Source organism: Actinomadura rupiterrae (genome assembly GCF_024172125.1).
GTDB lineage: Bacteria > Actinomycetota > Actinomycetes > Streptosporangiales > Streptosporangiaceae > Spirillospora > Spirillospora rupiterrae.
Genome location: NZ_JAMZEA010000017.1, coordinates 53,380 through 78,794, shown reverse-complemented (window position 1 = coordinate 78,794; position 25,415 = coordinate 53,380). Strand labels below are relative to the sequence as shown.

Below are 25,415 nucleotides of genomic sequence, written 5' to 3'. Positions count from 1 at the left end.
GACAGGAAAAGGAAGCTCTGGTGGATTTTCTGCGCAATGAGATCGATCGCCAGTTGGGACCGAGCGTCAAGTGCTCATGCGGCCGAAACGCTGTCCACGTGGCCGAAGACCTTCTTTATCTGGCCGAGGCCGGTAACGGGTCGCCGCGGGTAAACGCCTTCGAAGGGCACGTGTTCGACGGGGACGTGATATATGAGGTGGCGGTACCCGTCGCCAAGGTCTGCATGGCCGCGTTGACCCAAGAACTCACGATCGACTCTCGTGTGACCTTCATGCTGCTGCTTTACACCATTGTCACCGCTGACGGGCAGGACCTGGACATCGGTATCGCTAACCGGAACATCGTTGAGGAATGCCTGGAGGTGGCCAGGCGGGGGGTATGGCTGCTGTACGCCGAGGTGCTGGCCGGGGTGACGGGCAGCCTCGCCGGCCACGCCTTCATGATCATCCAGACCTTGGGGGACGACCCCGACCGCCTGCGCGCGGTTCACCGCATGGCGCAGCCGATGCTGGACTGGGTTCCGTTGTTGGACGAGAACGACATGTGACAACGCGAGCTGCCGCACAACCGCGGTTGTTCCTGCGAGCATCCGGTGCACGGCGATTCACCGATGCAGCGCAGGCCACCGCGCCCGTGCCGCAGCGAGGAACGGCTTGGGCAGCCTCCCGCTACCGGCAGCCCCGACGAGCCAGTTCACCGACTTGGCGGGCCGGCACTGGATCCGCGTCCTCTGCTGGGCAGTAAGAAACTCCAAGCACGGGCCCGCGCCCAACCAAGGGCGTAGAGCAGTACCTGATCCAGGTTCGGCCGGGCTGAGTCGACAGACCAGGCAACGGCCCGCCCTGAGCGGGCGGGCCGTCGTGTCGGTCGAGCTTTCCCCACTCGCAGTCGCTGCGGCGCTCCGCCGAGGTACCTGGCCACCTCCAACCTGTCCAGCGCCATGCACTCCGCACGGCAGCGAGCCCGCGGCGAGCAGCAGATGATCCCCGCCCGTCCAAGGCCTCTTGGCACGCGGCCTGCACATCGCCGGATACCGCCAGGCTTTCACGGGCGATCGCCCACCATGCCTCAACCGGGACGGAGCCGGCCGGTCACACAAGGCGGAGCACTACCGGGCACAGGCAAGGCGCAAAACGCCGATCCCCAACCTCGAAGTCGTCCTCGACCCGAGAACCGACAGCCGGCAGACGCTCCCGAAGCCCAGGAGTCCCCACCTACCTGCTTTGTCGAATGAGAGCCGCGATACATGCACTCCGAGGCCGGTTCGGAGACCTGTCTTGACCGGTGAAGCCCGCTCCTCTCGGCGGCGCTGCAGCTTGGCGCGGCACCGGCGTGTTGAACTACGACCCACTCGAAGCGACCAGGTATGGCAGGAGCCGGCGGAAAGCCGTGGCTGCATGCCAGGCCGCCACGGCTTGGTGGTCATCGTTCTTGTCCGAGCCCGCGTCATCGGAGATGCCGCGGACGACCAGCCAGCCCTGGAGACGGTCGGAGATCACGGACTGCTCGTGGCAGGCCTGGCTGAGTCCGCCTGCTTCCATGTCCACGGCGAGGATCTTGTCGTTGAAGCGGGACAGATAGCCGATGATCTCCGAGTCCCGGTCGGCGATCACCGCATCCCCTGAGCCGATGAGCCCGCTGAGGATACTGGGCGTTCTGGATGCGCCCCCGGGGTCGGTGATGGCCAACCGGGCCGGCTCGCCGTGGTCGGTGAAGAAGGCATTGACGGCGTGGCCTACGGCGGCAGGCGCCTCCTTCTCCTCGCCTCGATGCTGGGTGTGTTGCGGCAGTTCCTTGCGCAGGTCGTAGTAGACGACGCGGGTGGCTACCACCACGTCGCCGATGCTGGTTCGGGGATGAATGCCGCCGCCGATACCGATCAGGACGACCACCTTGGGGTCGTAGTGGCGACGCAGGTGATCGAAAGCGATGACGGTGGACCGCTGTCCTTGGTTGAGCGTCCGGGTGGCCACCAGCCGCGCGGGTTGCGCGCCTTCGACTTCGACGTGTCCCAGGTCGAAGTTCAAGCCTTGGACGCGCTTTGGACGCAGTCCCAGTGCGAGGCGAACGGCATTGGCCTCCACCGCGAGGACGGTGATGATCCCGACGTCCCACCCGGGTGTTCCGTCGTTGCGGCCGGCCGCCGGGTGCGCCACCGGGCTCAGGTCGACGCTCGCTCCTCGTCCCACCGCCGATTGCTGGATCCGGGTGGAGCCGCCGAAGGTGGCAACGCCCTCGTTGTGTACGGTTTCCGGTTTCATGAGCCGCCTCCCTGTGGCTGCGCACCGGCCTGGGCCTGTACCTGGATCTGGACTTTCGCGCCGCTTCCGACTGCCGAGTTCTTCATCTCCAGGCGACCGCCCATGTTGAGCACGCCGCTGTTGTTGATGATGTTGGCGGCCTTGCGTTTGAAGGCCGAGGTGTCGACCTCGCGGCTGTCGAGGAAGCATTCAGCGGCCTTGAGCAGCCGTTGCTCGACGAGCTTGATCTCGTCCTGGATGCGGGTCTCGTCGAACCGCGAGTCCTTCCAGGACAGCGACTTGTCCTCGCGGATGCTGATCCGGCTGCCGACCAGCAGGCGGCGGCGCGGCACGACAGTGCGGTCTCGGACTACCAGAGCGGCTCGTCCCAGGGTCAGCGGCGCTCCGCACAGCCAGACCAGCTGCGCGGTCTCCTCGGGGAGCCGCCACAGTGCGCGCAGCGCCGCCCGAATGACCGCTCCGACGCCGCTTTCCCCGTAGAGGTCCATCACCTGGTAGTGGGGCGGCGTTCGTGTCAGGGCGCAGGCAGCGAAATCAAGGCTGAGTGAGCGGCCGCGCACCGCGGCTCGCAGGAAGCAGGTGGTCACCAGTTCCCCGTCTGTGCTGACCTGCATCTCGAGGAACTGGTGGGCGTCATGGTGGGCGTCATCGATGATCTGCCGCAACCGGGCCGGCCTCGGCCGTCCTTGCAGGAGGTCGCATTCCGCCGGAATGTCCCGCTCGTTGAGGAAGACCCGGTCGCGGACGTTCAGCCGCAGGCGGAGCGGGTCTTCGGGGTCGGCGGCGCGGCGCATAGCAAGGCGCAGGTGGTCGACGAGTTCATGTGTGCAGAAGGGAGGCTCTTTGTACTCTCGTTCGCGCATGTCCTGATCGCCGGGCCGCAGTAGCTGGACCACCATCGGCGGGAGCCAGCGGTGCACAAGCTGACCGCTCCCGACGAAGATGGTCGGCTCAGGTGCGAACGGGTCGAACTCCTCCCACTTCTCCTCCTCGTTCTTGGGATCAGGGCGGTGGTACACCACCACGGTGTGGGACTGCTGCTCGTCGATGACGGTCTCTCGGCGGTTGAGACGGCCGCTCCTGAGGTGTGCGGCGTGCTGGATCCTGTTGAGGGCCAGTTGCCGCAGCGCAGCGGCCGTGGCGACCACCACGGCGATGGCGAGCAGAAGCCCGAACGCCGCCTTGATCGTGCCGGTGGGGGACCGTCCCTCCCAGCCTGCCGACACCAGTGAGGCCAGGAGGAAGAGCAAGCACGGCACGCAACCCGTTCGGAAGGCCCACAGCTGCCGCTCCAGTCGGTGTTCGTGTTTGAGGTCAGAGAAGTCGCGCACTGTCGGCTTGAGCAGCCGATTGGCCAGTTGCCGCCTCTTCAGCCGCATCGCGTCCGGGGCTGCCGCGACCGCGGTGCGCGCGCAGAAGTGCAGCCCCAGCCAGCACAGCAACGTGACGACGACGGGTTTGCCCAGGTACAGGCGTCCCAGCACGAGCACCAGGCAGAGGGCACCTTGCTGCGAGGTGTCCAGCGACCAAGACCGCCAGGCGTGCTGCACCACAGGCACCAAGTCGAACCCGTAGGACGGTGCGACCCGGTGGCAGGGATCGCTGTGAATCCGGTGCAAGATCTTGCGGCGGAAGGCGCGGTCGGCATAGACCCCGGCGCACAGATGCCTGGTCGCCGCGGTGTCGCGGTCGGCGTGGCCATCAGGCGGCTTGGTCAGCGGCTCCGGTGTGCCGCTCAGGGACATCGGCTCGGTGATCATTTCAACCCCCGCTCCCCTTTTAGGTCATCCTGACCTTAAGGCGGGGACGCGTTAAGGTCAATGTGACTTTTTACAAGGAGGGTGCCGTGATCGAACAGCTCCGCGGACGAGACCACGCACAGGCCGCAGTGACCGTCGACCTCCTCATTTACACCGTGCGCGACGACGAACTGCACGTTCTGCTCATAGAACGCGGGCACGCCCCGTTCGAAGGCCGACCCGCACTGCCCGGCGGCTACGTCCGCACCGGAGAACATCTGGACACCGCTGCACTGCGCGAACTACAGGAGGAGACCGGCATCGACGGCAGCCGCCTGCACCTGGAGCAGCTGCGCACCTACGGCGACCCAGATCGCGATCCCCGCGGCCGGGTCATCACCGTGGCCTACCTGGCGCTCGGACCCGACATGCCGCTCGCCGAAGCCGGCACAGACGCCCGCACCGCCGCATGGGTACCGGTGAGGAAAATCCTGGACGGACACATCGACCTCGCCTTCGACCACGGAGTGATCCTGCGCGAGGGACTGGAGCGGGCACGGTTCCAACTCGAATACACCACGGTCGCCGCGGCCTTCTGCACCGAACCGTTCACCCTCGCCGAACTACGACGCGTATACGAGGCCGTCTGGGGCCTGCAACTGGATGCCAGCAACTTCCGGCGCAAGGTGACCGGCGCACATGGCTTCCTGCTGCCCACCGGCGAGCACCGCACGCAAGAGATCGGCCGCCCGGCCGCCCTCTACCGTCGCGGCCCCGCACAACTGCTGTCGCCTCCGCTGCTGCGCTCAAGCGATGCAGGCGACCCCCAACCCAGCCTGCTGGCCCTCCACTAAGAGTTGCGGCCGCACGCCAGACGAGCCGGTCCCGCACCGACGTTTCCGGGTGAACCGCCGAGACCTATCGCTCAGCGCAACCTACGTCCCGGCACTGCGGCTACAAAGGCGCAGCTCAACGACCCGGCCGCCCCTTCGAGCACCTCGCCACCCACTCAAAAGTCGAACTGTGTCCCGCCTCGCCACACACCGCCACAACCACACCAGACCACCCCCACCGCGGCCCGCCCGCCATGCGCCGGCCGTCCCCAGAACCAGCCGGGGAAAGCGCCCGGCCTTCTTCAGGTTCTCCGTCGCCCGCGCCAGCACATCAGGATCGATCTCGATCAAGGTGACGTTCTCCGCACCGACCCGATGCGAGACGAGAGCGGCTGTCCAACCGGTCCCGGTTCCGATCTCCAGGACCCGGTCACGGTCTCGCAGGCCCAGCGCGGACAGGAAGTCCCGCACCGTGGCCGGAGCCGAGCACGAAGAGGTGAACAGCCCGGTCCCGGTGATGATCGCGGTGTTGGAGTCCACCGCCGCCCGCCACTCCCGCGGCCGGGCCTCCCGGTCGATGCGGTAGTTCGGCTCATCGCTGTTGGGGCCTCGCCAACGCGCGATCCGGAACGAACAGATGCCGGGGAACAGACTCGATCACCTGGGGTCTTTCCCGTCTCCCTTGTTCCCGCCGCCGTCCCACCACTGCCACACCTGCCGCCCTAGAAACTCCTGCCGCCCCTGCGGTCGCCCTTCGGAACGCCCATGTCACGTCGAGTAGCCGCCAATGCGGTGTCTGCCGAGCAGCGAACCCTTTTCGATGACCTCCACCGAACCGGACTGAGGAGGAGGGGCCGCCCGATTAGCCAAGGACCATCCGAGCGGCACGAGTCCCCGAGAAAAACGAATCCCGGCAATACCGGACCCGATATCATGTGTCATTCGAGAAGGGAAAGGAAGCCCTAGTGGATTTTCTGCGCAATGAAATCAATCGGCAATTTGAGCCTACTGCCAAGTGCTCCTGTGGTCGGACCGCCGTCCATGTGGCCGAAGACCTGCTTTACCTGGCGGAGGCGGGTGACGGGTCGCCGCGGGTAAACGCCTTCGAACGGCACGTGTTCGACGGGGACGTGATATATGAGGTGGCGGTACCCGTCACCAAGGTCTGCATGGCCGCGTTGACCCAAGACCTCACGATCGACTCTCGTGTGACCTTCATGCTGCTTCTTTACACCATTGTCACCGCTGACGCGCAGGACCTGGACATCGACCCCGCTGGGCGGAACCTCGTCGAAGAATGCGAGGAGGTGGCCAGGCGGGGGGTATGGCTGCTGTACGCCGAGGTGCTGGCTGGGGTGACGGGCAGTCTCGCCAGCCACGCGTTCATGATCATCCAGTCCCTGGGTGACGATCCCGACCGCCTGCGCGCGGTTCGCCGCATGTCCCAGCCGATGCTGGACTGGATTCCGCTGTTGGGGTCCCGGTAGCAATCGCCGAAAATCCAACGGATATAGGTCTGACCTGCGGCGATGACGTTGTTCGGGGTTCTAGATCAGCGGCGGTGTCGCCTGCTCGGATCTTTGGTTGGCGAGTGCGGCGGCGACGGCTACGGTCGGTGAAAGCGGTGAGATCGCGAGGCTGTGGATGTTCTCGGGTAGGCGCCTGATCAGCCCGCGCCAAGCCGGTGCTTCCCTGTCTGCTGTTTGGCTGGGTCGGCATACCCGGCTGCAAGAGCGGCGATGGTTGGGCTTCCAGGGAGCGATCGCGCTCTGGGGGTGAGGGGCCTCGCGTTTTCCGGACACCTGCTTGATGGGTGATCTACGCGGCTTGCTGCCGGTCCAGGTACTCGTTGTGGACCTCCCATGGGGTCCGGTACCCGTTCGCGGAATGTAGCCTGCGTCGATTATAGAAGCCCTCGATGTAGCGCATGCACGCCCGGCGGGCCTTCGCGCGCGTGGCAAATACCATACGGTTCAGCCACTCGTTCTTCAACGCCCCGAAAAACGACTCGGCCAAGGCATTATCCCAACATACGCCCGTCCGGCCCACCGACCGGCGCATTCCATGCCCGGCCAGGTGCCGACCGAACTCGGCACTCATGTAATTCGACCCGCGATCGGAGTGGAAGACACATCCGGGCTCGATGTCGATGTTCCTTGCGGCCGCATCCAGGGCGTCGGTGTGCAGCGAGGTTTTGAAATGGTCGCCCATCGCCCACCCGACCACCATCTTGGAGTGGCAGTCGATCACCGTCGCGAGATACGCGAAGCCCTCCCAGGTGGGAATGTAGGTGACGTCCCCGACCAGCTTGGTGCCCGGCGCGGCGGCGGTGAAGTCGCGGCGGACCAGGTCGGGGACCGCGCCCGGGCCGTCGGCCCGGGTCGTGACCGGCCGCCACGGCCGCGGCTGCACCGACTCCAGACCCAGCTCGCGCATCAGCTGCCGGACCAGTTCCGGCGACACCCGAACACCCGACCGAGCCAGAACCGCATGCACCCGCCGATAGCCATAGGTCTGGTGGTTGGCCGCAAAGACCGCCTCGATCATCAACTTGAGCCGCTCGCGGCGTTCGCGGGTCGCCAAGGCCGGCCGCCGCCGCCACTCGTAGAACCCCGAGCGCGAAACATGCAGCCAGGCGCACATATCGATAATGCTGTGGTTGGCCTTCTCCGCGTCGATGAACTCGTACTTGGCGGTCACGGGTGTTCCCTGGCGAAGAAGGCCGCGGCTTTTTTCAGGAAGGCGTTCTCCTCGCGCAACCTCCGGTTCTCGCGTTCGAGTTGGAGTTCCCGCTCGGTCCTGCCCTCGCCCGGACCCGATGCGGCCTGCGTGTCGGCGCCGTGCGTCAGCCGATACGCCTTCACCCAGGATCCCAGGGTGGTCTCGTGCACATCCAGGTCTCGTGCCACATGGGTGATGGGCCGCGGACCGTCCAGCACCATCCGGACGGCCTCGTCCTTGAACTCCTGGGAGAAGTACCGCCGTTTACGCCTTGCCAATGACCTTCCTTCCGGTTCGTCCACAATCCTAGCTATGGACGTGTCCGGAAGATCCGGGGCACCTCAGGGTTGTCATGGTGGGGGGCGGCTGAGTTGGGCGTTGAGTTCGGCGCCGAGCAGCACGGCCAGGGCGGTGGCGTACAGGAACAGCAGTGCCGCGGCGGGTGCGGCCAGGACGCCGTAGGCGGCGTTGTGGGTGATCGCTGCTGAGAGGAACCAGCGCAGTGCCAGGCTGCCGCCCAGCCACAGCAGCATGGCCATGATCGCGCCGGGTAGGTCGCGGCGCCACGGGCCGCGTACGGGGGTGGCCAGGTGGTAGAGGGTGACCAGCAGGGCGGTGCAGGCCACGATCAGGAAGGGCCAGTATCCGTACCGCACCAGCGGAGTGAGGGTGGGGCGGGCCGTTGTCGGGGTGGCGGCGATGATCCAGCCGGGGGCGGCGACCAGCACGGGGAGCGTGATGATGCCAGTGGCCAGCGCTCCCAGGTAGAGCCCGAAGGCCAGCACCCGGGCGCGTAGCGCCGAGCGTATGTCGCGCATCTGGTAGGCGATGGTGATGGCGTTGACGTAGGTGCTCATCGCCGCCGACCCGGTCCACAGCGCCACGATGAACCCGGCCGAGACGATGCCGCCGTTGCCGTGCCGCAGCACGTCGGCCAGGACCGGTTTGACGACCTGCTGTACGGCTGAGGGTGCCAGTATCTGCTCGGCGGCGGTCAGGATCCGGGTCTCTACGTCGGTGACCACGTGGGTGCCGAACAGCGGGGTGAGGTAGCCGATGCCGGCGACCAGCACCAGCAGCAACGGGGTCAGCGACAGCAGGGCCCAGAAACCGGCCTCGGCTGACAGGCCCAGCACCCGGTCCGACCATGCCTGTGCGACGGTTCGGCGGGTCAGCCGCCATCCTTGCCGTGTCCGTCCTGCCAAGCGGCCACGCCATCCGCCGGGCGTCCGGTCCGGATGAGTCGGCCCGGGCGGCTCGTTCTGGTCGTCTTTGCTGGTCATGCGTGGCCATACCCCGTGTTAGGTGACGGCTCAGGGGGTTACTGATCGGTGGGGAGGTGGGCGACGGCGTCTTCGAGGTCGGTGGGGGTGGGCAGGGTGTAGCGGCGGGTGGTGTCCAGGCGGGCGTGGCCGAGGAGTTCGGCGACGATGACGATGTCGACTCCGGCGCGCAGGAGGTTGGTGGCGAAGGTGTGTCGCAGGATGTGGGCGGAGACGGTCGGGGTGCCGTGCTCGTCGACCAGGCCCGCCTCGATGGCGATGTCGTCCAGGAGCTGGTCGACGGCGCGTGCGGACAGGCGGCCGCCGCGCCGGTTGAGCAGCAGCGCGGCGGTGTCGGCGCCGCGCCAGTGGGCGCGGTCGGTCTTCCACTCGGCGACGGCGGTGCGGGCGGTGGGGTCGGTGAGCGGGACTTGGCGAGCGAGCTCGCCCTTGCCCGCGCGCACCCGGACGGCGCCCTTGCGGGCCGAGATCGGCACGTCGTCGAGGTCGAGGGCGACCAGTTCGGACACGCGGATGCCGGAGTAGAACAGCAGCCGTCCGATCGCGCGGTCGCGGGCGAGCGGGCAGCGTTCGACGGCGCGCAGGAAGCTCTTCTGCTGGCGGGCGGTCAGGGCGCGGGGGGCCTGGCGGGGGGCGGGGGCGCGGCGGACGCCGACCTTGCCCAGGCCGAGGTGGTCGTAGAAGTGGTCCAGGGCCGTCAGGTGGGCGTTGACGGTGTGGTCGGAGCGGCCCAGCACGGTCTTGAGGTGGGTCTTGTAGTCGCGGGCGGCGAAGTCGCGGGCGTGCGCGTCGGCCAGCGGGTCGCCGCCGTCGAGCTCGCCGGTGGCATCGAGCCAGGCCAGGTAGGCGCGCACCCGGGAGTCGTAGGCGCGGCGGGTGTCGGCGTCCAGGGGCGCCCCGGCCAGCGCGGCGGCGTAGTCGGTGTGCACACCGGCGTAGACGTCGGGCACCTGCTGGCGACGACGGGTCATCGCGTCCTCTCGTGATATCAGAAGTGGTTTCCGGGGCTTCGCCGTGCCGGATCGCGGCGATATCAGAAGCCCAGCTCGGAGTTTGCTTCTGATATTCGACAATATCAGAAGTTTCTGGGGTAGAGTGAAGACATCCGGCAACGACGACATCCCCGCCTTGAGGCTGACTCGCCACACCGGCTGAACCCCCGGGAAGGGGGATGTCATGCCGATCCTGCGATGGTCCCGCACCCCGCAGCGGCCCGCCCCAGCGTCGAACGACCGGCCGCGATCGGTTCCGGTGTCGCGCACCAGCGCGGCGTGGGCGGGCCTGTGGGCCGCTGCGGTCGTCTTGATCGTCTTCATCGTGTTCCTGCTCAGCAACACCGGCAGGGTGCAGATCTCCTTCGCCGGCCTGCACGGCGACCTGCCGCTGGCGGTCGCGCTACTGATCGCGATGGTCACCGGGATCGTGGTCACGCTGATCCTGGGCACCGCCCGCATCACCCAGGTACGCCGTCTGGCCCGTCGGCGTCGCACCGGGGACCAGGCCGGGCAGCAGCCCGCCAACCGCCCGCAGCACAACGGCCAGCCGCAGCAGCCGACCACCAAGGAAGCGGGCCCCGGCCATGTGGACCACCGCTGAACGCGCAACGACGATCAGTCTCTCCCCGCCTTCGACACCACGGCTGCACCTGCGGCCGCCGCTTCCCCCGGGCGCGCCCGGGACGCCGCTGGACGGCGGCTGGTGGCCCCGCTCGGCCGACCCGGTCGCCGAGCTGCCCGGTCTGGTCCTGGCCCTGCAGGCCCACGGCCCGGCCGATGACCATCGGCCCATCGCCCACATCATGCTGTGCGGGGCCGACTGGGACAGCCGGCCCCGGCGGCTGCGCATCGACGCGGACAGGGACGGCCCGGCCGATACCCGGGTGGTGCGGCTCAGCTGGTTCGACAGCCTGCCCACCGGGCTGCTCACCGCGATCTGGGCCGACGGCCGACGTATGGACCTGCTCACCGTCCCGGCCGCCACCGCCCGCGCGGCCGCCCGCGCGGCCCTGGAACTGGCCGCCCATCCCGCCAACCACCTGCGCGCTCCCGAACTGCGGGCCGCACTCACCGCATCGACCGGCCCGCAGTGCCCGGCCGCACCCGAGGAACCCCTTCAGAGCACCTCGGAAGGCACCTGGGAATCTGAAGGCGGGCGACTGCGCGAACACCTGGAAGCGCGGTGACCCGCGCCCGCCGTCCCGTCGACGCCGCCGGGCCCACCTACCCGCCCTACCCGCGATCGGAGATCGCCATGACCGCCGTGTCCACCCCCACCGCCACCACCCCCACCACCACCCCCACCACCATCGCCTCCACCGCGTCCACCTGGTACGCCGGAGCCCCCAGTCTCACCACCGTCCGTCGTTCCCAGGCCCGCACCAAAAGGGGCCTGCCCGGCCACGGGCGGCCCGGCCACACCATCGTCGCCCTGCACGGCGACCTCGACATCGCCTCCAGCCCGGCACTGCGCGAGCACCTGATCGGCACGCTGCACCACAGCAGCCGGATTCTGATCCTCGACCTGGGTGAAGTGACGTTCTGCGATGCGGCCGGGCTGGCCGTGCTGATCGGCACCGGGCGGCGCGCCACCGGACTCGGCATCACCATGCACCTGGCCAACCCCCGGCCGCAGGTCGCCAAACTGCTGCGCATCACCGGACTGGACCGCAGCCTCACCGTCCGCCCCACAGTGCGCGAATCGCTCGCTCCGCCCGCGACGCACACCGGACCCGTGGCGCACACCGGCTGAGGCGATGCCCGCCACGCGCCGAGCAAGCACACTCAGGAAGCATTCTCATGAGCATCGACCAGATCTCCCAGTCCCGTCCCGACGGCGCCGGCTACGACGGCGGCGCCTTCCCCCGCGTCGACGGCCCGCCCACCGCCATGCCCGGCCCGCGCCGCAGGCAGATGGCGCTGACCGGCACGATCGTCGTGGCACCGCTGCTCGGCCTGGCCGCCGCGATCTGGCTGGCCTGGGGACACGCCATCACCTGGACCGACCTGCTGCTCACCCTGACGCTGTACACGGTGACCGCCTTCGGCGTCACCGTGGGCTTCCACCGGCTGCTCACCCACCGCAGCTTCACCGCCCGCCGCCCGCTCCGCCTGGCCCTGGCCGTGCTGGGCTCGATGAGCTTCCAGGGCAACGTGATCGACTGGGTCGCCATCCACCGCCGCCACCACGCCTTCACCGACCGGCCCGGCGACCCGCACTCCCCCTACCGCTACGGCACCGGCCCGCGCGGGCAACTACGCGGCCTGGCCCATGCGCACCTGGGCTGGATGTTCGGCAACGACCCCACCCCCACCGCCCGCTACGCACCCGACCTGCTCGCCGAACCCGCCATGGTCGGTATCGCCCGCGCCTTCCCCGTGCTGTGCGCGGCATCGCTGGCCCTGCCCGCGGCGCTCGGCTGGGCGATCACCGGCACCTGGTACGGCGCGGCCACCGCGCTCCTGTGGGCCGGGCTGATCCGCATCGCCCTGCTCCAGCACATCACCTGGAGCGTCAACTCCCTGTGCCACCTGTTCGGTGACCGGCCGCACCGCACCCGCCGCCACGACCGCTCCACCGACCTGTGGCCACTGGCCCTGCCCTCGCTGGGCGAAAGCTGGCACAACGGCCACCACTCCGACCCCACCTGCGCCCGGCACGGCCGCCAACCCGGCCAGATCGACCTGTCCGCCGACCTCATCCGCCTGTTCGAACGCCTCGGCTGGGCCACAAACGTGCACTGGCCCACCACCAGGCCGCGAACCGGTGCAGCGACCACGGGCCGGTGACCCGCGCGGGCCCCACCGCTTTGGGGGGCCCGCAAGAGCGATGGAGCCCAAGTCGGCGCCACTGAACACCTAGGGAGGGAGGGGCCGTGCTCGATGTCCCGCTGTGGCTGTGGGCGGCGTTCGCCGCCACGGTGATCATCGCGCTGACGGTGGACCTGCTGGCCCACCGCGGCGCGCACATCATCGGCTTTCGCGAAGCCGCCGTCTGGAGCGGGCTGTGGGTCGGCCTCGCGCTGATCTTCGCCGTGGTGGTGTACGCCGTGCTGGGCGCGACCGCGGCGACCGAGTACACCACCGCCTGGCTGCTGGAAAAGAGCCTGTCGGTCGACAACCTCTTCGTCTTCGCATTGATCTTCGCCTACTTCAAGGTCCCCCGCGCCTACCAGCACCGCGTGCTGTTCTTCGGCATCTTCGGGGCGCTGGTGTTCCGCGGGATCTTCCTGGCGTTGGGTGTGGCGGTGGTCAGCCGCTTCACCATGGTGCTGTTCGTGTTCGCCGCGGTGCTGTTCTACAGCACCTACAAGATCCTCAAACATGACCAGAGCAGCTTCGACCCCGGCACCAGCGTCGCAGTGCGGCTGCTGCGCAAGCTGATCCCCGTCCAGAACGAGTACACCGGAACCAGATCATCGTCCGGCAGGCCGGACGGCGCGTGGCGACCCCACTGCTGGCCGTTGTGGTCGCGATCGAGGCTGCCGACCTGGTCTTCGCCGTCGACAGCGTCCCGGCCGTACTGGCGGTCAGCGACGACACCTTCATCGTCTACTCCAGCAACGCCTTCGCCATCCTGGGCCTGCGCGCGCTGTACTTCCTGCTCGCCGGGCTGCTGGACCGCTTCCACCACCTCAGCAAAGGACTGGCGGTCATCCTGGCCTTCATCGGCGTCAAACTCGTCCTCCAGGCCGCCCACAAGACCATCCACCCCGGCGTTCCAGAGATCCCCTCCCTGGTCAGCCGGGCGGTCATCATCACCGTCCTGACGGTGGCAGTAGCCGCGAGCCTGAGACGCCCCCGCCCGCCTGCCCCGCCCGTGACCACCGGCCCGGCAGCGACCGACGCGGCACCCGACATCTGGACAACCGAGGAGCGGCGACCGCGCCAACCCGCGGCGCGACCGTGACACGGCCGAACTGCTGATTGGTGTGCCCCACGGCGGCAAGCTGTTTCAACGCGACGGGGTCGTCATCTCGAAGTGGCCCTCCAGGCGAGCCAGTTTCACCAGCATGTGCATCCGGGCGGGCACTCCGGCCAGCAGCATCGTGGTGTCCTGTCATGCGGCCAGGTTCTGGACGGCCACCCGCGTCCCTAGCCCGCGGCACCGATGAGCAGCCGCCGGACACCGTTGCCCGGTGCCGCCGGCCCACACCCCGGCGCACACGCGCCAGGCCCCGTGGTCGAGGCCAGAGGTTCCGTCGCCGACATCCATCTTCAACGTCACGGATGGAGCATGAAAGTGGTGCCGGCGTCGGTGACGGTGGCGGGGCGCAGCGGCCGCCAGCCGCCGATGAGCTTGGCGAGCTCGGCTTCGATGTCGACGTTGATGAAGCCGAAGAAGTTGATGTTCTCGCGGTGGCCCGGGGCGATGTACGACAGCAGTTCGTCGGGGACGTCGCGGCCCTGGCCGCGTAGTTCGCCGATGGCCATGCCGTAATACTCGGTGGTCCAGGTGATCACCGCGTTCGTCAAGAGGGTGAGGCACCAGGCCTGTTCGGTCTGGTCTTGCAAGTGGGGCCGGACGATGGTGCCCTGCTGGGCGTAGTGCAGGTCGCGGCGCAGCGCGTGCAGGGACTCGCCCTTGTTGAGCTGCCGGGAGATCCTCCTGCGGTACAGCGGGTCGGATAGGTAGCTATCAGTTACGTGGAATCAGGCCGTAGGAGCGATCATGCTCTGCGCGGTCTCACCACGAACTGAGGAGAAGCGTTGCCCCCCGTCGTACTCGAGGAGAAGTGGCCTGTTCTGGGTCGGCATGAGCAGGCGATCGGCTGGTTGCGGATCTGGACTGACCTGGGCCGTGCGCACAGGACGATCGACGCCTATGCCCGAGGACTGGCGGAGTACCTGGACCGGTGCGAGCGGGAAGGAATCGATCCGGTGCAGGCGACTCGGGAGCATGTCGCGGGGCATGTGCGCGAGCTCAGCACGCGCCCGAGTCGCCGTGGTGCCAACGTCGTGTCGATCGATTCGGGGTCGGGGCTGGCCAACGCCACGATCCAGCAGCGGCTGGTGCCGGTCCGGCTGTTCTACGACTTCCTCATCGAGGAGGGCGTGCGCGACTCCAACCCCGTCGGGCGTGGCCGCTACACCCCCGGGCGGCGGTTCGGCGGCCACCAACGCGGGCTGGTGCCGCGTCTGACCAAGCTGCCTTGGATCCCCACCGACCAGGAGTGGCTGGCCTTCCTGGAGGTCGCCAGGGAGGAGCCGTCCCGGAATCGGGTGATGCTGGCGCTGGCCTACGACTCGGCGTTGCGCCGCGAGGAGCTGTGCGCGTTGCGCACCGACGACCTTGATCCCGGGCGCCGTACGGTGCGCGTTCGCGCCGAGACCACCAAGAACCGTTACGAGCGGGTCGTGCCGTACTCGGCCTCGACCGGGGTGCTGCTGGCGTGCTACCTGCGGCACCGGGCGACGATCAGCCGGGCCCGTGGCCCGTTGTTCTTGTCGGAGTCGCGGCGCAACCACGGCGACCCGTTGACGTTGTGGACCTGGTCGAAGGTCGTGAGACGTCTGGCCGTGGCTGCTGACCTGCCCCGTTTCGCCACGCACACGACCCGGCACCTCTGCTTGACCGACCTGGCCCGGATGGGCTGGGAACTACACACGATCGCTTCCTTTGCCGGGCACCGGTCCACCGAGTCCACGATGAAGTACATCCATCTGTCGGGCCGGGACCTCGCTGACAAGCTGGCCAGGGGCATGGAGCAGATTCACGCCTGGCGGATCGCGCAGCTCGCCCAACTCGCGACCGTGTCCTCGGAGGGAATGGCGTGAGCGCCGCGCTCTCCGCGGCTGCCGTCCAGGCGGTCGCCGGCCGTTCCTGGCCTTGGCCCATCGATGTCAGCCGTTACAACCGCCAGGCCGCGCTGACCGCGCGAGAGCTTCAGGCACTGCGGGAGTTGGACTGGCAGGTCCGACGGCGCCGGGGCTATGACCCGGACCTGCCGCAGTGGCCCGTCATCAGCAGACTCCTACGACCGCTGGACGACGCTCGGGCGGTCTTGGGCTGGTGTCCGGATACTTCGACGCATCGGCGGGCGGTGACCGACGCGATCGGTCTGGTCCTGCGCCGCTGCCTGGACGAAGGGATCTCCTTTTGGGGTTGGCCGGCCGAGACCTGGTTCGCGCTGATCGCACCTGGTCACATCGAGTTCGAGGCCGCCTGGCCCGGCTGGATCGACGGGACGGTTCGCCCCTACGTGGCCGCGTTCGCCTACCTCCTCGGCGACTTCACCGACTTTCACCGGATCGGCAACTTCAACCGCCGCTCCCTGGCCTGGAGGATCTTCGGCAAAGAGGTCGTCGAGGACTCCGTCGCCCAGGTCGCAGGCACCCTGCAGGGGTGGGGCTACCACCCAACCGAAGGGGCCGTCGGCCAGTTCCGCACGGTCTTGATCCAGGCGATGCTGGTCAACCGGAGCCCGCTGCTGCAGGACATGACCAGCGAGTCCCTGGACCGCATCCGCGAAGACCCCACCAACACTGCCCACCACCTCCGGGGCCACTTTCGGGGCCTTCACAAGGCTCTGTTCGCACTCGGCCACGCGGGCCCGCCCCCTAAGTCGATCCACGCGGTGATGCCCGACATCGAAGGCGTCTCCGATGCGTGGGCCGAGATGATCGAACGCTGGTACTCCACCTCCACGCTCGCCCACAAGGTCCGGGGCTCCTACCGTTCGATCATGGCCAAGGCCGCCCGATGGCTCGCCGCCGAGCACCCTGACGTGATCGAGCCCAGCCAGTGGACCCGAGAGATCTGCGCCGCCTGGGTGGCAGCCGTCGACCGGATGACCGTGGGCGACTACGTCCAGCGCCGAGCAGGCCTCGAACGGCACGGCGGAAAACCGCTATCTCCCCAAACCAAGGCCGGCTACCTGACCGCCACCCGCACCTTCTTCCGCGACACCCAGGAATGGGGCTGGATCGCCCGCCGATTCGACCCATCCCGCGCTCTGGCCACCCCCAGGAGCGTCGCAGCTCTGATCGCGCCCAACCCCCGCGTCATCGCCGACGACATCTGGGCCAAGCTGCTCTGGGCCGGACTCAACCTCGAACCCGAGGACTGCCCGACCAACACCTACGGCCTGGGCTACCCCATGGAGCTGATCCGGGCGGTCACCCTCACCTGGCTGTTCGGCGGGCTGCGCAGCGACGAGATCGCTCGCCTGCGCGTCGGATGCATCCGATGGCAGCACGACGGCGTTCCGATCTCAGCCGACGCGCGTGACGTGCTGGCCAGCGAGGCCGTCTGCCTCCTGGATGTTCCCACGCACAAGACCGGGACCGCCTTCACCAAGCCGGTCGACCCGCTGCTCGGCCAGGCGATCGAAGCGTGGCAGGCGGTCCGGCCCCAGCAGCCGTCCATGCTGGACCGCAAGACCTCCGAGCAGGTCCACTTCCTGTTCGCCCACCGCGCCAAGCGCATGGCCAAGACCTACATCAACAGCGCGGTCATCCCTTCCCTCTGCCGCAAGGCCGGAGTTCCAAGCACCGACGTTCGTGGCAACATCACCAGCCATAGGGCTCGCTCCACGATTGCCACGCAGCTCTACAACGCCAAGGAGCCGATGACCCTGTTCGAGTTGCAGGCCTGGCTCGGGCACCGGTCAGCTGACACCACCCAGCACTACGCCAAGATCACTCCGAACACGTTGTCCAGGGCCTACCGCGACGCCGGCTACTTCGAACGCAACATCCGCACCATCGAGGTCCTGGTCGACCGGGCCGCGGTCGAGAGCGGGGCTGCGGCCGCCGGCGAGCCGTGGCAGTACTACGACCTGGGGCACGGGTTCTGCAACTACACCTTCTTCGAGCAGTGCCAGCACCGGATGGCCTGCGCCAAGTGTGACTTCTACACCCCGAAGGACTCCTCCAAGGCGCTGCTGCTGGAGGCCAAGAACAACCTGCAGCGCATGCTCGCCGCCATCCCCCTCACCGACGACGAACGGGCCGCCGTCGATGACGGCCAGGCCGCCCTGGACAAACTCCTCGGCCAGCTCGCCGACGTCCCGACCCCGGCCGGACCGACACCCCGCCAGCTCGGGGTCCCTGCCGCCGCGACGATGCTGCCGATCGTCGACGTTCGCCAAGGCCCGCCTGGCTGAACGGCAAGCCACTGACCTGCGGGACTTGACAGCCATTGATTCCACATAAGGGCCGCGTGGATGGTGCGGCGCATCCGTCCCCACTCCTTCAGTGCCGCGGCCAGGGTGTTCTGCCGGGAGGCGGCCGACCACTTCCCGACGATCAGGGAGGCGGTCGCCTCGCCGAACTTCAGCGACCCGGCCATGCGCAGCAGGTCGTCCCAGCAGCCGGCCACCAGGTCCTCGTTCCACCGGTCGGCCAGCAACGGCCCCGCCTGCGGGTACAGCGCGTTCGTCGCCGCCGGCGAGTCGACCCGCACTAGCGTGATCTTCCCCAGATCACGGATCCGCGGGGTGAGCGCCTTACCGACCAGATCGAACAGCCCGAAATTCACCAGCGTCGCGCCGTGAGTATCTGTGGCGTGCTCGCGGATCGGAAGATCGGTCTGGTTACCGAGGAACTCATCCAGCGCGTAGTGGGCCTCGCGATGGGTCGGCACCATCTGCTTGGTGCCGTACGTCGACCACTGGTCCGACACGTGCGTGGTCGTCGACAGCACCCGCCCGCCGTGGATGTTCATGTCGCGGCCGGTCAGCGACTTGCCGCGGACCGGGAACCGCTGCCCGTCCGAGGACGACATGGTGCCGCCGCCGAACTTCTTCGCCAAGTCCAGGGCGTAGTGGTGGTTGACCAGGACGGTGTTGGCGTCGCGGAGGGTCTCCTCCCGCACGTACCACTCCGCGGTCCAGGCGAGCGCGTCGTAGGACACCCCGCACGCCTCCGACATGCGCGTCAGGCCCAGGTTGGTGGCACCGGCGATCAGCACCGCGAGGATGTTGCGTTTGAGCTCAACCGACTGGGTGGTCTTGCGGCCGCCGGCGTGGGTGAAGCACGCCAGGAAGTTGGTGCGGGCGTCCAGCTCGATCAGCAGCGAGGCGATCGGCACGAACGGCAGCATCCCCGACAGCTCATCGCGCAACGCCTTGGCCTCGGCGGGAATGTCCTCGGCTGACAGCGGCGGGATGACCAACCGTCCCTCCGCATCGAGGCGGACCTCGCCGACATCGTTCGGCGAGGCTCCCGACAGCGTCTCCTCCAGGTCACCCAGGGCCTGGTGGAGCTCGTCCTTGACCTGCCCGAGCGCCTCGGCCGCACCGGCCGGTTTGCGGACCAGGTGGCAGAACTCGGCCCGCCGCGGCTCCCACTGCTCCGGGGTGTACAGGTAGGTGCCCGGGTCGGCGTAGCGGCGTGAGCCGGGCACGAACACATCCCCGCTGCGCAGGCCGTCGCGCAACGCCAGGATGGTGCACATCTCCCAGTAGTGGCGGAACGCGGTGTCGTCGCCGCTCTTGCGCGCCCTGGCCAGGTAGTCGGCGTACCGGGCGGGAACGAACGACGTCGGCGCACTGGTGGGCACCTTGCGGCCGCCGACCCTGTTCAGCTCCCTGAGGATCTGCACGGCTTCCATCAGGTCGGCGGTGCCGGGCCCACCATGGAAGTCGATCGCCTCCAGCACCTGCGGGGTGAACTTGCGCAGGTAGGAGTAGGACGCCTCCAGCGCCGACAGCCGGCCGTGGTCACGGGGCAGTGGGTTCCACCGCTCCGCGGCGACCTCGCGGAGCTTTTGCATGCCGATGCCGTTGCGCAAGATGGCGCCGACGTCCTCATCGGGGATGGTGGGGTCGGCCAGCACCGGCAAGATGACGTCCATCAGCAGCTGGCGCGCCTCGCCCTGCTTGGCCCGCTCGGCCAGCGCCTCGTTGGTCTTGGCCTTGGCGTGCGATTCGCGCGCCGACACCGCCTGGTCGAACAGCGCGACGACCTCGTCCAGCTGGTCGACGGCGGACTGGGCGACCAGCGCCAGCAGGATCGGATACCGCCGCTCCCCGCGCCGCTCCAGCCCCTGCACGGTGGACCGGCGGCCCAGCGTCGCCAGGAACCGGCGCCGTTCAGGCGGCAGCATCGACAGATCCAGCGAGTGCGCGTCGATCCCACGCAGGAACTTCAGCTTCTCGATCGCCTGCTTCACCGCCACCGTGGTCGCCTCCACCGCCGGCGTCGTCAACCACGCCAGCCGGGTCATCCCCAGACCCGCGTCCTGCACCAGCAGCCGGTCCAGGTCCCCGCGCATCTGCCCGGTCAGCAAGTGCTCGACCTTCTCCGAGGTCAGCGATCCCGCGCCCGCACGAGCCGCCGCGACCAGCTCCATCAAAGTGACCACGCCGGGCCGGACCACCCGCGCGCCGATCAGATGCTGGGTGGCCTGATAGAACAGCAACGACGGCGTGTCATGCTCCATCGCCCGGTCCAGCAGGAACTGCTCCAGCTCCTTCATCTCCTGGCCGCCCGGCGTCGCGGTCTTCCACCCCAGATACCGCATCACCAGCTTCAGATGATCACTGCGGGTCTGCGGACGCTTCCGGGTGCTCGCCGCGTAGTACTCCAACGCCCCCGGGAACACCGCCAGCTGCGAAGCCAGCCGCAACAGCGCCGCCTGCGGCACCTCCTCAAGGTTGTCCGGAACGAACCCGAGCCACGGCAGCGTGCACAGCTGCAAAGCCAGACCAAGGCGCGCGTCGGCGCCACGGCCCGGCGCGTCCAGGAACGCATGATCCCGCGGCGTCAACGTGAAGTACTTGATCAGCTCTTCCCGGCCGATATCCGGGAACGACCGCAACTGCTCGACCTGCTCATCCGACAGGAACCGGGTCGACATCAACCACCCCACACGCCACAGAACGCACGAACGCTCACGAACCGTAGCGGCGGAGATCAACCCCAGTCAGCAGAACCCGAAGAAACGCAGTTCAGGCCTATATCCGTTGGATTTTCGGCGATTGCTACCGGGACCCCTCCTCGGCCTGGTCGTCATCGCCGCGGCCACCGCGGCTCGCCTCATCGGCGGATCCACCTGGCTGCAGCTGAGCTGCGCGGCGGTCGTCGGCGCCGGGATCGCCATCGCCCAGACGCTGCTGCCCGCCGTCGTCAAGAGCCGCTTCGCCGACCGGGCGGGTCTGGCCACCGGCGTCTACACCACCGGGCTCGGCGCCGGCGGCGCCGTCGCGGCCGGGGTCAGCGCGCCGCTGGCCGACTTCCTCGGCTCCTGGCCCGGGGCGCTGGCCTCCTGGTCGGTGCTCGCGCTGGCCGGGGCGGTGGCGTGGACGGCGTCGCGGCGCTCCCTGGCACTGGACGAGGTGGCCGCCCCCGCTGGCCCGCTCACCACGGGACTGCCGTGGCGGAGCGGTCTGGCCTGGCGGGTGACCGCGCTGTCGGCGGTCAACTCCGCCCTCTACTACTGCGAACTGGCCTGGGTGGTGCCCCTGCTCCAGGAGAACGGGCGCGGCACCGGCGCCGGCGGCCTGCTCACCGTGATGATCTCCATCCAGGTCGTGGCGATGCTCGCCGTCCCGGCACTGCTCGGCGAGCGGCGCGACATCCGCGTGGGTCTCGCCTCGACGGCGGCGCTCACCTCGCTCGGCTTCGCCGGCCTGGCCCTCGCACCCGGGACCGCGACCTGGCTGTGGATCCTCGCCCTGGGCGTCGGGCACGGCGGCCTGTTCACGCTGGTGCTGACCGTCCCGGTCGTGGTCAGCCGGCACTCCGCCGAGGCGGGCCGGATCAGCGCGATGGCGTTCTTCGTCGGCTACGGCTGCGCCGCGCTGGCCCCCATGCTCGTCGGCCTGCTGCGCGACGCCACGGGCGACTTCCGCCTCGCTTTCGCACTCCTCGCCGCAAGCGCCGTCCTGACCCTCGTCCCCATCCTGCGCCTGCGGAAGGCGGCACGCTCATGACACGGCTCAGGTTCCATCAGCAAGGCCGCGGGGCATCACCAGGCGGGCAAGGTGCAGGTCGAGTGAGGCCGTGCCTTCCGGCAGTGGGCCTGTGGGGTCCCACCAGCGGAAAGCCGCGACCTCGTTGTTGTCCCGGAAGGGTTCGGGATGGGCGAGGTTGCCGGTGAACAGCGCCCCGTACTCCACCCGCTGATCGGGTTGAAGGAGGAACTTGGCGTAGCCGGCGAACTCCAGGGGGCCGTCGGCCGTCTGCCCGGTCTCTTCCAGCAGCTCGCGTGAAGCGGCTTCGCGCGGACTCTCCCCCGTTTCGATGATTCCTCCGGGCAGCTCCCACCCCTGCCGTCGCCTGTCGAAGACCAGCAGAACCGAGTCGCCGCGCCACAGGGCCACCAGTGCGAGCGGCAGGGGTGCGTCCTCCGGCGGAGCACCTTCGGCAGCGCGGCTGAACGCGACCAGAACGTTGCCGTGGCGGTCAACGGCAAGCGGCTCGATCGGGGATTCACCTGGCATGCGCGATCCGGACCTCTCAGGTGTGCTGGTGGTTGATAACGGTGATTCTCATTCACTCGTGTGGAGGTGGCGAGTTTTGTTTCATGGAACGCGTAACTGGTTTCGGGTTTTGCGGAATGGTTGGTGTTAGGGTTCGGGCATGGTTGAGGTGCGGGGTGCGGCGGGTGAGGGGACGGCGGACGACGTGGAGGCGGCGTTCGGGCGGTGCAAGGTGTGCCGGCGGGCGCTGCCCGCGCCGGCGCGGCGCAGTGACGGGAAGGGCAAGGGCGGGCGGCGGCGGCTGTACTGTCCCCCGCCCGCCACGTGCAAGGAGCAGGCGGCGGCCGAGCGGGACGCGCGGCTCGCGTCGGCGATCGCCGATCCGCTGGCGCTGGTGGTGGCGGTCGCGGAGGAGTCGGCTCCGGCGATGAGCGAGCTCGCCACCGCGTTGAACTCCGTGCTGGAGGCGCTGGGGAGCATCGAGCGGAACACTCGGCAGGAGATCCTCGCCGCGCGCGAGGAGGTGGCCGAGGCGGGGCAGCGGGTCGCGGTCGCAGAAGAGCAGGCCGCGGACGCCGAGGAGCGGTCCGTCCGGTCGGAGCGGCAGGCCAGCGAGGCCGAGGAAGCGCGGCGCCGGGCCGAGGAGGACGCGCGCACTGCGCGTGAGCAGGCGGAGCAGGTGCAGCGGCAGGCGAGCGAGACCGTCGCGGCGCACCGGCAGGCGCGGGAGGCGGCCGAGCGGACGGCGCAGCTGGCCAAGCAGGCCGAGGCGTCGCTGGCCGAACGGCTGGAGGCGGCCGGCGGGCAGCTGGCGGACGAGCGGTCGGCCCGGCAGCGGCTTCAGGACGACCTCGCCGCCTGTCGCGCCGAGGTGGCGACCGTGCAGGCCGAAGCGCGGGCGGTCGCCGACACGCTCGAACGCACCAGGCGGGAGGCGGCCGATCGGGTCGCGGCCGCCGAGCAGCAGGCGGCGCGGCTGGTCAGCGCGGCCGAGGAGCGGGCCGGGCAGGTGGTGGCGGCCGCCGAGCGCGCCACGGCCGCCGAGGCGGCGCGAGCCGGGCGGGCGGAGCAGGCCGCCGAGAAGTTGCAGGAGCGGATCAGCGCTCAGCAGGAAGCCGGAGATGAGATCCGGCAGCAGCTGCATCAGGCGCTGGCCCGGCTTGAGGTGCTCGGCGCCGAACGCGACGCGGCCCGCGCCGACGCCGACCGGATGCGCGAGCGCGCGGTCACCGCCGAAGCCCGCGCCCAAGCCCTGCAGGAGCAGGCAGAAATGGGCAAGCCGAGTGACAGCGCGCCCAGCGCTGGTTAATTGGGTGTTCTTGGACGGGTGTGACGCTTGGCTTTAGGGCGGGTGGGCGAGGAATCGGCTGGATCGTGCGGCGACGGGTGACGCGCGCCGCCGCGTCCGGCCGACCCGAGGGGGACACCTTGACCAGCTTTGCCAGCGACATTCGGCCGCTGTTCCGCGAGAAGGACGTCGAGTCGATGAGCCAGTCGTTCGACCTCAGCGACTACGACGACGTCAGTGACAACGCCCAGGCCATCCTCGCCGCGCTCGCCGACGGCAAGATGCCGTGCGACGGGCCGTGGCCGAAATCGAAGGTCGACCTGTTCCGGCAGTGGGTCAACGAGGGCCAGCCCCGCTGAGCGCGGGCGCGGCGGTGACGTGCCGCAGGGGGAGCGATGCCAGGGCAGCCAGGCCCGCGCCGGCGGTGTTGAGCAGGACGTCGTCCACCGAAGCGACCCGGTCCAGGCGCAGGACGTACTGGGCGGTCTCGACCGTGGTCGAGCACGTCGCCGCCAACGCGAGGATCCGCGGCACCGACGCCAGCGCGGGGAACCGCAGCGGCCCGAAGAACCCCAGCGAGGCGAAGACCAGCAGGTTGCCGCCGATCTGCCCGGCCGCCGTCATCGGACCGGCCGCGATGATCATGGACATGTCGTGGAACGGGACCAGGCTCACCCGGTGCGGGTCGGTCTCGGACGGGCCGCCCGGCAGCAGGGTCAGCCAGACCGGCGGAACCGTCCCGTAGACCAGGCCGATCTCGCTCAGCGACGTGAGCCACGATCCCGCGAGCGTGCCGCCCAGGGCGATGCGGCGGCGCGACAGAGCCCAGACCGCCAGCACGGCCACCGGCAGCGCGGCCAGCGTGAGCAACACGACGCCGGTGAACGTCCCGAACAGGTCGTACCAGTTCCTGAGCAGCATGGGGCTTCCACTTCGTCCGATCGCAAAGGTCATCCGGGGATCGCGGCGGTGTCCACGAGGCGCGCGATCAGCTGCTCGTAGGGGACGCCGGCCGCCGCGAACATCTTCGGCACCTGGGACTCGGGAGTCATCCCGGGCATGGTGTTCACCTCGTTGAGGACCGGACCGTCCTCGGTGAGGAAGAAGTCGATGCGGGCGAGCCCGGCGCAGCCGAGGGCGTCGAACAGCCGCAGGGCGGCATCGGTCAGCGCGGTCCGGTCCGCGTCGGTGAGGACGGCCGGGACGGTGAAGCGGGCCGAGCCGTCGTACTTGGTCCGGGTGTCGAACAGCCCGTCGGCGTGGATCTCCAGCGCCGGCGCGGCCCAGGTGTGGCCGTCGGCCTCCTGGAGGACGGCGACGTCGATCTCCCGTCCGGCGATGACGTCCTCGACCAGGATCCGGTCGTCGTAACGCGCCGCGTCGGCCAGCGCCGCGCGGAGTTCGTCCGCGTCGCGGGCGACGGCGACGCCGTAGCTCGACCCGGCCGAGACCGGCTTCACCGCCACCTGCGACTCGAACCGGACGTCGGCGATGCCGGTGATCAGGCGTCCGGGCGCGGTGGCGATCCCCACGGCCTGCGCCACCAGTTTCGTCATCCATTTGTCCATCCCGATCGCGCCCGCGCGGACGCCCGAGCCGACCACCGGGACGCTGGCGAGAGCGCACAGCGCGGCGAGGGTTCCATCCTCGCCGTTGGGGCCGTGGACGACGGGGAAGACGGCGTCGGCGCGTTCGATGATGCTCAACGCGGCCGCGAGGGAGTCGGCGGGACGGGCTCCGAGCGCTCCCGATCCCTGCCGCCAGACGCCGTCGCGGCCGATGGTCAGCTCGTCCACCTCGAAACCGGTCGAGCACAGGGCCTTGGCGACTCCCGTCGCACCGGCCAGCGCGACCTCGTGCTCGGCGTTGGCGCCGCCGCCGATCACCACGACGCGCCGGGTCCTACTCCTGCTCACGCGAAGCTCC

The 25,415-nt window shown here is 69.1% G+C and carries 22 protein-coding genes and 3 pseudogenes; 14 read left to right on the top strand and 11 right to left on the bottom strand.

Going from position 1 to position 25,415, the window contains the following annotated elements; genetic code table 11:
- Window positions 1-20 precede the first annotated feature (20 nt).
- On the top strand, window positions 21-548 hold the full coding sequence (locus tag FHU30_RS41985; protein ID WP_253883315.1) for a hypothetical protein: 528 nt from the start codon (window positions 21-23) through the stop codon (window positions 546-548).
- Between the two features lie 793 nt (window positions 549-1,341).
- Here FHU30_RS41985 and FHU30_RS41980 read toward each other — a convergent pair.
- Window positions 1,342-2,262, bottom strand: coding sequence for a 5'-methylthioadenosine/S-adenosylhomocysteine nucleosidase family protein (locus FHU30_RS41980; protein WP_253883314.1), 921 nt, complete (start codon window positions 2,260-2,262; stop codon window positions 1,342-1,344).
- Window positions 2,259-4,022 carry an AbeC-like domain-containing protein gene (locus FHU30_RS41975; RefSeq protein WP_253883313.1) on the bottom strand — a complete coding sequence of 588 codons (1,764 nt, stop codon included), beginning with the start codon at window positions 4,020-4,022 and terminating at the stop codon, window positions 2,259-2,261. The genes FHU30_RS41980 and FHU30_RS41975 overlap by 4 nt, the downstream gene beginning before the upstream one ends.
- Before the next feature lie 86 nt (window positions 4,023-4,108).
- Between FHU30_RS41975 and FHU30_RS41970 the strand changes: the two genes are divergently transcribed.
- Window positions 4,109-4,855: an NUDIX hydrolase gene (locus FHU30_RS41970; RefSeq protein ID WP_253883312.1), complete on the top strand. Its 747-nt coding sequence runs from the start codon at window positions 4,109-4,111 to the stop codon at window positions 4,853-4,855.
- A gap of 81 nt (window positions 4,856-4,936) precedes the next feature.
- Here the strand turns inward: FHU30_RS41970 and FHU30_RS41965 are convergent, their stop codons facing one another.
- Complete coding sequence (locus FHU30_RS41965; RefSeq protein WP_253883311.1) at window positions 4,937-5,374, bottom strand: methyltransferase domain-containing protein; 438 nt, start codon at window positions 5,372-5,374, stop codon at window positions 4,937-4,939.
- 425 nt (window positions 5,375-5,799) lie between these two features.
- On the opposite strand from FHU30_RS41965, the gene FHU30_RS41960 reads away from it, so the two are divergent.
- Window positions 5,800-6,321, top strand: a complete 522-nt coding sequence (locus FHU30_RS41960) for a hypothetical protein (protein WP_253883310.1) — start codon at window positions 5,800-5,802, stop codon at window positions 6,319-6,321.
- Window positions 6,322-6,652: 331 nt separating this feature from the next.
- Here FHU30_RS41960 and FHU30_RS41955 read toward each other — a convergent pair.
- From FHU30_RS41955 to FHU30_RS41945, 3 genes are all read right to left on the bottom strand, one after another.
- Window positions 6,653-7,776, bottom strand: a protein-coding gene (locus tag FHU30_RS41955) for an IS3 family transposase (protein WP_372504062.1) whose coding sequence is annotated in 2 segments (ribosomal slippage) — window positions 6,653-7,557 and window positions 7,557-7,776 — 1,125 coding nt in all. Because the reading frame shifts where the segments join, the coding sequence is not laid out codon by codon here.
- Between the two features lie 129 nt (window positions 7,777-7,905).
- Window positions 7,906-8,838, bottom strand: a complete 933-nt coding sequence (locus FHU30_RS41950) for a YihY/virulence factor BrkB family protein (protein WP_253883309.1) — start codon at window positions 8,836-8,838, stop codon at window positions 7,906-7,908.
- Between the two features lie 38 nt (window positions 8,839-8,876).
- Complete coding sequence (locus FHU30_RS41945) at window positions 8,877-9,809, bottom strand: tyrosine-type recombinase/integrase (RefSeq protein ID WP_253883308.1); 933 nt, start codon at window positions 9,807-9,809, stop codon at window positions 8,877-8,879.
- A 205-nt stretch (window positions 9,810-10,014) separates the two neighbouring features.
- On the opposite strand from FHU30_RS41945, the gene FHU30_RS41940 reads away from it, so the two are divergent.
- The 6 genes and pseudogenes from FHU30_RS41940 (at window position 10,015) to FHU30_RS47840 (ending at window position 13,743) form a co-directional block, all read left to right on the top strand.
- Complete coding sequence (locus FHU30_RS41940) at window positions 10,015-10,434, top strand: LapA family protein (RefSeq protein WP_253883307.1); 420 nt, start codon at window positions 10,015-10,017, stop codon at window positions 10,432-10,434.
- Entirely contained in the window at window positions 10,418-11,020 is a 603-nt protein-coding gene (locus FHU30_RS41935) for a DUF5994 family protein (protein WP_253883306.1), read from the top strand. The genes FHU30_RS41940 and FHU30_RS41935 overlap by 17 nt, the downstream gene beginning before the upstream one ends.
- Window positions 11,017-11,586, top strand: coding sequence for an STAS domain-containing protein (locus FHU30_RS41930; RefSeq protein ID WP_253883305.1), 570 nt, complete (start codon window positions 11,017-11,019; stop codon window positions 11,584-11,586). Before FHU30_RS41935 ends, FHU30_RS41930 begins: the two co-directional genes overlap by 4 nt.
- Before the next feature lie 47 nt (window positions 11,587-11,633).
- Window positions 11,634-12,623 carry an acyl-CoA desaturase gene (locus FHU30_RS41925; RefSeq protein WP_253883304.1) on the top strand — a complete coding sequence of 330 codons (990 nt, stop codon included), beginning with the start codon at window positions 11,634-11,636 and terminating at the stop codon, window positions 12,621-12,623.
- 86 nt (window positions 12,624-12,709) lie between these two features.
- Window positions 12,710-13,168, top strand: a pseudogene (locus tag FHU30_RS47845) (TerC family protein); the annotation flags it as partial.
- Between the two features lie 107 nt (window positions 13,169-13,275).
- Window positions 13,276-13,743, top strand: a complete 468-nt coding sequence (locus FHU30_RS47840; protein WP_372504057.1) for a TerC family protein — start codon at window positions 13,276-13,278, stop codon at window positions 13,741-13,743.
- A gap of 314 nt (window positions 13,744-14,057) precedes the next feature.
- Here the strand turns inward: FHU30_RS47840 and FHU30_RS41915 are convergent.
- Window positions 14,058-14,459: pseudogene (locus FHU30_RS41915) on the bottom strand (Tn3 family transposase); the annotation flags it as partial.
- A gap of 84 nt (window positions 14,460-14,543) precedes the next feature.
- On the opposite strand from FHU30_RS41915, the gene FHU30_RS41910 reads away from it, so the two are divergent.
- Both FHU30_RS41910 and FHU30_RS47495 read left to right on the top strand, forming a co-directional pair.
- Window positions 14,544-15,611 (top strand): tyrosine-type recombinase/integrase, encoded by a 1,068-nt coding sequence (locus tag FHU30_RS41910; protein WP_253883302.1) that lies wholly within the window; start codon window positions 14,544-14,546, stop codon window positions 15,609-15,611.
- A 629-nt stretch (window positions 15,612-16,240) separates the two neighbouring features.
- A pseudogene (locus FHU30_RS47495) lies at window positions 16,241-17,467 on the top strand (tyrosine-type recombinase/integrase); the annotation flags it as partial.
- Between the two features lie 221 nt (window positions 17,468-17,688).
- Here the strand turns inward: FHU30_RS47495 and FHU30_RS41900 are convergent.
- Complete coding sequence (locus FHU30_RS41900; RefSeq protein WP_253883301.1) at window positions 17,689-20,637, bottom strand: Tn3 family transposase; 2,949 nt, start codon at window positions 20,635-20,637, stop codon at window positions 17,689-17,691.
- A gap of 121 nt (window positions 20,638-20,758) precedes the next feature.
- Between FHU30_RS41900 and FHU30_RS41895 the strand changes: the two genes are divergently transcribed.
- Window positions 20,759-21,712 carry an MFS transporter gene (locus tag FHU30_RS41895; RefSeq protein ID WP_253883300.1) on the top strand — a complete coding sequence of 318 codons (954 nt, stop codon included), beginning with the start codon at window positions 20,759-20,761 and terminating at the stop codon, window positions 21,710-21,712.
- Window positions 21,713-21,718: 6 nt separating this feature from the next.
- Here the strand turns inward: FHU30_RS41895 and FHU30_RS41890 are convergent, their stop codons facing one another.
- On the bottom strand, window positions 21,719-22,222 hold the full coding sequence (locus FHU30_RS41890) for an NUDIX domain-containing protein (RefSeq protein ID WP_253883299.1): 504 nt from the start codon (window positions 22,220-22,222) through the stop codon (window positions 21,719-21,721).
- Between the two features lie 139 nt (window positions 22,223-22,361).
- On the opposite strand from FHU30_RS41890, the gene FHU30_RS41885 reads away from it, so the two are divergent.
- Complete coding sequence (locus FHU30_RS41885) at window positions 22,362-23,510, top strand: coiled-coil domain-containing protein (protein WP_253883298.1); 1,149 nt, start codon at window positions 22,362-22,364, stop codon at window positions 23,508-23,510.
- 119 nt (window positions 23,511-23,629) lie between these two features.
- A complete protein-coding gene (locus FHU30_RS41880) occupies window positions 23,630-23,848 on the top strand; it encodes a hypothetical protein (protein WP_253883297.1) in 219 nt (72 codons plus the stop codon).
- On the opposite strand, the gene FHU30_RS41875 is transcribed toward FHU30_RS41880, so the two are convergent.
- Window positions 23,826-24,410 carry a VanZ family protein gene (locus FHU30_RS41875; protein WP_253883296.1) on the bottom strand — a complete coding sequence of 195 codons (585 nt, stop codon included), beginning with the start codon at window positions 24,408-24,410 and terminating at the stop codon, window positions 23,826-23,828. The two genes, FHU30_RS41880 and FHU30_RS41875, sit on opposite strands and share 23 nt — an antisense overlap.
- A gap of 29 nt (window positions 24,411-24,439) precedes the next feature.
- Entirely contained in the window at window positions 24,440-25,405 is a 966-nt protein-coding gene (locus FHU30_RS41870) for a D-alanine--D-alanine ligase family protein (RefSeq protein ID WP_253883295.1), read from the bottom strand.
- Window positions 25,406-25,415 lie beyond the last annotated feature (10 nt).

What these genes read in the sequence shown, in the direction of transcription:
- FHU30_RS41945 (WP_253883308.1), bottom strand. Translation starts at nt 9,809, where the DNA reads ATGACCCGTCGTCGCCAGCAGGTGCCCGACGTCTACGCCGGTGTGCAC.
- FHU30_RS41975 (WP_253883313.1), bottom strand. Translation starts at nt 4,022, where the DNA reads ATGATCACCGAGCCGATGTCCCTGAGCGGCACACCGGAGCCGCTGACC.
- FHU30_RS41875 (WP_253883296.1), bottom strand. Translation starts at nt 24,410, where the DNA reads ATGCTGCTCAGGAACTGGTACGACCTGTTCGGGACGTTCACCGGCGTC.
- FHU30_RS41890 (WP_253883299.1), bottom strand. Translation starts at nt 22,222, where the DNA reads ATGCCAGGTGAATCCCCGATCGAGCCGCTTGCCGTTGACCGCCACGGC.
- FHU30_RS41940 (WP_253883307.1), top strand. Translation starts at nt 10,015, where the DNA reads ATGCCGATCCTGCGATGGTCCCGCACCCCGCAGCGGCCCGCCCCAGCG.
- FHU30_RS41900 (WP_253883301.1), bottom strand. Translation starts at nt 20,637, where the DNA reads ATGTCGACCCGGTTCCTGTCGGATGAGCAGGTCGAGCAGTTGCGGTCG.
- FHU30_RS41950 (WP_253883309.1), bottom strand. Translation starts at nt 8,838, where the DNA reads ATGACCAGCAAAGACGACCAGAACGAGCCGCCCGGGCCGACTCATCCG.
- FHU30_RS41925 (WP_253883304.1), top strand. Translation starts at nt 11,634, where the DNA reads ATGAGCATCGACCAGATCTCCCAGTCCCGTCCCGACGGCGCCGGCTAC.
- FHU30_RS41980 (WP_253883314.1), bottom strand. Translation starts at nt 2,262, where the DNA reads ATGAAACCGGAAACCGTACACAACGAGGGCGTTGCCACCTTCGGCGGC.
- FHU30_RS41885 (WP_253883298.1), top strand. Translation starts at nt 22,362, where the DNA reads ATGGTTGAGGTGCGGGGTGCGGCGGGTGAGGGGACGGCGGACGACGTG.
- FHU30_RS41935 (WP_253883306.1), top strand. Translation starts at nt 10,418, where the DNA reads ATGTGGACCACCGCTGAACGCGCAACGACGATCAGTCTCTCCCCGCCT.